This window comes from Sphingobacteriales bacterium, from assembly GCA_012517435.1.
GTDB lineage: Bacteria > Bacteroidota > Bacteroidia > CAILMK01 > JAAYUY01 > JAAYUY01.
This window is the reverse complement of the sequence record JAAYUY010000125.1, coordinates 1-4,889: the sequence shown is the minus strand read 5'-3', so window position 1 is coordinate 4,889 and position 4,889 is coordinate 1. Positions and strand designations below refer to the sequence as shown.

General features: G+C 40.1%; 3 protein-coding genes. All 3 read left to right on the top strand.

Going from position 1 to position 4,889, the window contains the following annotated elements:
* Positions 1-626: hypothetical protein (locus GX437_07295; GenBank protein ID NLJ07457.1), on the top strand; the 626-nt coding region annotated here is incomplete at its 5' end.
* Complete coding sequence (locus tag GX437_07290; GenBank protein ID NLJ07456.1) at positions 626-3,757, top strand: hypothetical protein; 3,132 nt, start codon at positions 626-628, stop codon at positions 3,755-3,757. The genes GX437_07295 and GX437_07290, both read left to right, overlap by 1 nt.
* Positions 3,754-4,889: hypothetical protein (locus GX437_07285; protein NLJ07455.1), on the top strand; the 1,136-nt coding region annotated here is incomplete at its 3' end. The genes GX437_07290 and GX437_07285, both read left to right, overlap by 4 nt.

The window sequence follows — 4,889 nt, the reverse complement described above, 5'->3', positions numbered from 1 at the left end:
TCTGGCGAATCAAAACCCTTAAATTTTACAATACCACTGCTGCTGCCTACGACTACTTTTACTACTGGAATCAGGTAGGACAGGATTATTTTGCAAATAACCTATCGGCTATTTATAACAAATTGACTTTCAATGCTTCATTCAGGTATGGCATCACCCGGAAGAATGAAATTGCCGACTTTGAACACCAGAAATATGAACCGGATGTTAACCCTTACTATACGTATACATTTTCTGCCAGATACAGGATTTTGAATAATCCATCCCTTTCAGTCGGACTGAACTATTCTTTTATGGATTTCACCTATAGTTCTCCGCTTTACTACACACCAAAAGGCCGGAAACTGACAGGCATTTCCACAGGTTTTTATCAGGCTTTCTTCCATGAAAAACTTTATTTTTATGCTGCAGGAAATTATAATATCGGCAGGGAACTTTATTATGAAGAATCAGTTCAGAATCCGGGAAGTATCGTAGCAAAAACATTGAATGTGGACAATATTAACTGGGAAACAGAAACAGGGTATAATTTTAAATCCCTGAGTATTTCTGCCGGATACAGCGGATTTATCAATCCATATTACAAAAACAGGGTAATTTTCGGAAACCTCATCATTTATTTCTAATGAAAGCCAAATATCTGATTATTGCCATTTTAATCGTCCTGTTGGCACTGACAGTCAGGAGTATGATGAAAATAGAAGAAAACATACGTTCGGAAAAAATAAAGCTGGTTGAGGTAACAGATAAATCAAAACCATTGTTTAACCCCTTGCCTGCTGAAGAAATTGCCGGCATTTCTCAAAAAAGTACTTATTCCTTTAAAGCTGACAGGGATTATTTTGAAGTTCTAAAATCAGATAACCAATGGGAAAAAATATTTTTCAAAGGGGTCAATATCGGGACGGCTGTCCCGGGAAAATTCCCGACAGAGTTTTCACTGAGCTTTGAACAATATCTTGAATGGTTCAGATTGATAGGAGAAATGAATGCCAATGTAATCAGGGTTTATACAGTTCTGCCACCGGAATTTTACCGTGCACTGGCTGTTCATAATCAGCGTTATTTTTCAAAAAAACTATATTTATTCCAGGGAGTATGGACAGAACTTCCTGCAGAGGGAAATTTTTACAATGTGGAGTTTGTGAGAAATTTTCAGGAAGAAATCATCAAAGTTATCAATCTGATTCATGGTAAGGCTGTCGTGGCAGAAAAACCAGGCCATGCTTCAGGGGTATATCAGACGGATATTTCACAATACGTAGCCGGTATTCTGCTGGGCAGGGAATGGGAACCCGATGCAGTGGAAAAAACCAACAGACTGATGAAAAAAACGGAATTCAGAGGTAATTTTATCAATGTTCATCAGGGAAATGCCATGGAGGTGTGGCTGGGAGAAATGATGGACTTTGCCATACAATACGAAACCCAGACCTTTCAGACTCAAAGACCTGTTTCTTTTGTCAACTGGCTGCCGCTGGATCCCATGTTTCATTCCTCTGAATATATCGAAGCGGAATATGTCAGGGAATATGACAATGACCTGAAAAGTCTTGATTTTACTCATTTTCATAAAACTACAAATTATTTAGCCGGTTTTTTTGCCAGCTATCATGTTTATCCCTACTACCCTGATTTTATCTGTAACGAAGCCAAATACAGTCATCCAATCAAACCAGATGGAAAAAAGGACAATTTTTATTTTTACCTGCTCGACCTGAAAGAGCATTGCAAGGGTATTCCATTACTCATTTCAGAATATGGGCTGCCATCGAGCAGGGGTAACAGTCATTATACTCCGCTGGGATTCGACCAGGGTGGGCATAGCGAAATGGAACAGGCTGTTCTTTCAGAAGTGTTGACCCGCGATATTTATAATACCAGATGCGCAGGTGCTGTTTATTTCGAATGGATAGACGAATGGTTTAAGCGCAACTGGCTGGTGATGGATTTTGAAGAGCCGGCTGAAAACAGAAGATTATGGCACAATCTCGAAAACCCGGAACAAAATTACGGCATTGTGGCCTGCGAAAGCATCAAAAAGACTATTGATGCCAATGGCAAAGACTGGACTGAGCTGAAAACAGGGAAAGATATTCAGGTAAACTTTTCAGCCGATCCGGCTTATTTTTATATTCTTGCACAACTGCCTGATTTTGATTTCAAAAAGCATAATCTATACATTGCTTTTGATACTTACGACAAATTAAAAGGCGAACATAAACTCCGCTTTCTGGAAGATGAAAATGAACATGGTATAGAGTTTCTGGCAGAATTTCAAAATACCGGAAACGCTGAACTTTTTGTGGATGATTATTATACCGTTTTCACCGACAGGGGAGAGCAGATTGTTCCCCCCTATCATTCGGTTAATAACAACAACGGGAAATTTGTGAGCCAGTGGTTGCTGGCCAACAGGAAAAGGGAATCTGTTACCGGAGAGAAATTCCCGGAGATCAAACATAACCGCGGCAAACTGACTTACGGGATTTCATCCTCCCCGGCATCATCCAATGCCGACTGGTATTGGGACAACAGCAAAAAAATACTGGAACTTCGTTTTACCTGGCAAATGCTGAATGTTACCGATCCTTCCATCCATGCTGTTCTCGACAACAATCCCAAAACACGCGAAATGGATTACAGCATTACAGATGGCTTTCATATTCAGTTTTTTATAACCGACAAGAATGACCAACTGGTAAAAAAAATTCCGGAATCAGGAACTTATTTTTATACATGGGATAGCTGGATTGACCCTCCCTACAAAATGCGTTTAAAACCAGTTTATTACAGCCTTAAAAAAGAATTTGCCCGATTAAAAAAAGTTCCTCAAAACACAGATTCCGAACCCACAGACGAGAATTTTACCCTTTTGCCATACCCGGGAGATTATCAGGGAGCCATCAGCCTTGTATTTAATGTTACCGAAAAATCAATCCGTGAAATAGTCTTGCCTTCCCTGCTGACGTATGACATACAGGCTTCATTCATTATTTCGGAGCTTCCCCAATCAAATGAAAAAAATCCGCTGTTCAATATCAACAGAGCGCTTGCTGCTTCCATTGATTCAGCCGGAGGTGATTTTATCTTTAAACTGCCTGAAAATCAAAGTGAAAATTTTGTGCAGGCCTTAAAGACCAAAATGATTGCTGTTGATGAATGGACAGGAAAAAAATGTACGTCAGTGCTTCTGCCCGACAACTTCCCATTCAAAAGCAAACCTACTGATTTTCAGGATATTCAGATAGCGATGAGCCAAACAGATGCATATTACCGTTCACATCAAAACGGGTTCAGGCTTTTTAAACAAACTTCAGATTATCAACTGATAGATTCACTTTTAAACGCTGAAAAAGGCTGGTATAATTTCTACATTGACAAAATTGTCAAAAACCCTGAAATGGTCAGAAATCAGAGAACTGTAACCGAAGAGCAACTCCACCGGTTGATACGCCTTTTCAGAAACAACAAATACTGGATTACCACTCCTGAAAAACTGCTGGTCTATCAAAACTGCTATCGTCAATGCACGATAAAAACCAAAAACTTCAATAATCTGATTTTTGTAAATTGTGTAGTGCCCGACAATGCACCTGATAAATACCTCCCTCTGGCAGTCAAATACCGTTCGAAAGCAAAAATTATCAAAGTCAGCGGATCAGCCAGTGACGGCATTTACAATCTGCATAGTGGCGAAGCAATGCTCTTTTGTTTTCCCGGAAAGGAAGTAACCATTGAAATCATGGAGCCATGAAAACAAGAACATTTTTAATTTTATTAACTGCGATACTCCTTTTTTCTTCCTGCCATAAAAATGACAGGAACACGGAAGCCTATCATTACCGTATCCCGAGAATAGCTTTTGTAACCACCGGAAACACTTTACAAAACGGCACATTGCCTGCGGGCGTTCAGGTAGCGTCTCATTTTTTCAATTCCCACGGAGCCGTGATGGTCAATACCGACAGAAAAATTTTGACTAATCCTGACTTACTTGCTCAATACGACATTCTTATTCTTTCATCAGCAGCCGGTTATCATGATGCCGACAGGGAATATTCCCTGACCTTTATGTCGGATGACGAGCTGGAAAATATCGAAAAATGGGTGAAAAACGGTGGTTATCTGATTGCAGGCGACAACATAGGCAGAAATAATGAGGAAGGCAGCGACCGCATCAGCCTTTATGGCCGGCTACAACCTCAGAACTGGCCTTTAAGCAATTGTTTTGGAGTCATTTTATCCGAACAAAACATCAATGGATTTAGCCTGGTTCAGTCGTCCGGTAAATTACCTGAACTTAACACTGACACACTCAAAACAGATACCTGGGTGTTGGTGGCGGATTCTATCCTTTCAAAAAAACTGAAAATATTTGCAGAATGGAGACAGCATGATGTTCATTTCCCTGCTTTTATTCAAAATAGTTATGAAAATGGTACAGCCATTCTGTTTCCATCTTCCTATTATTTGCATGTTACCAATCAGGGTGGATTCTGGGACATGGCTGCTATTGAACAATTTTACGAATATGTTCTGGATGATTATTACCGGAACAAAACCGCCAGGATTGAAATACATCCATGGCCGGATGCCTCTCCCTATGCTTTTTGTGCCACCATTCAACCTTACGGAAGTAAAAAACAACTCGAAAGCTTACTCAGGCTTTGCCGTGATTTTAAAATTCCTGTAACAGCTACCCTGACCGGCAAAATAACTGAGGAGAACCTTCAGTTGCTGAAAGATTACCGCGCTGAACTGGCCTCATCTGGTTATAAACGTTTGAATTTCAGAGATAAATCTTATCTGGAAGCATGGTCAGATATGGTCGCTAATGAGTCCCGTTTTCATCTTCCTTTCAAAGGTTTTCGCTTTCCTTTTACCAC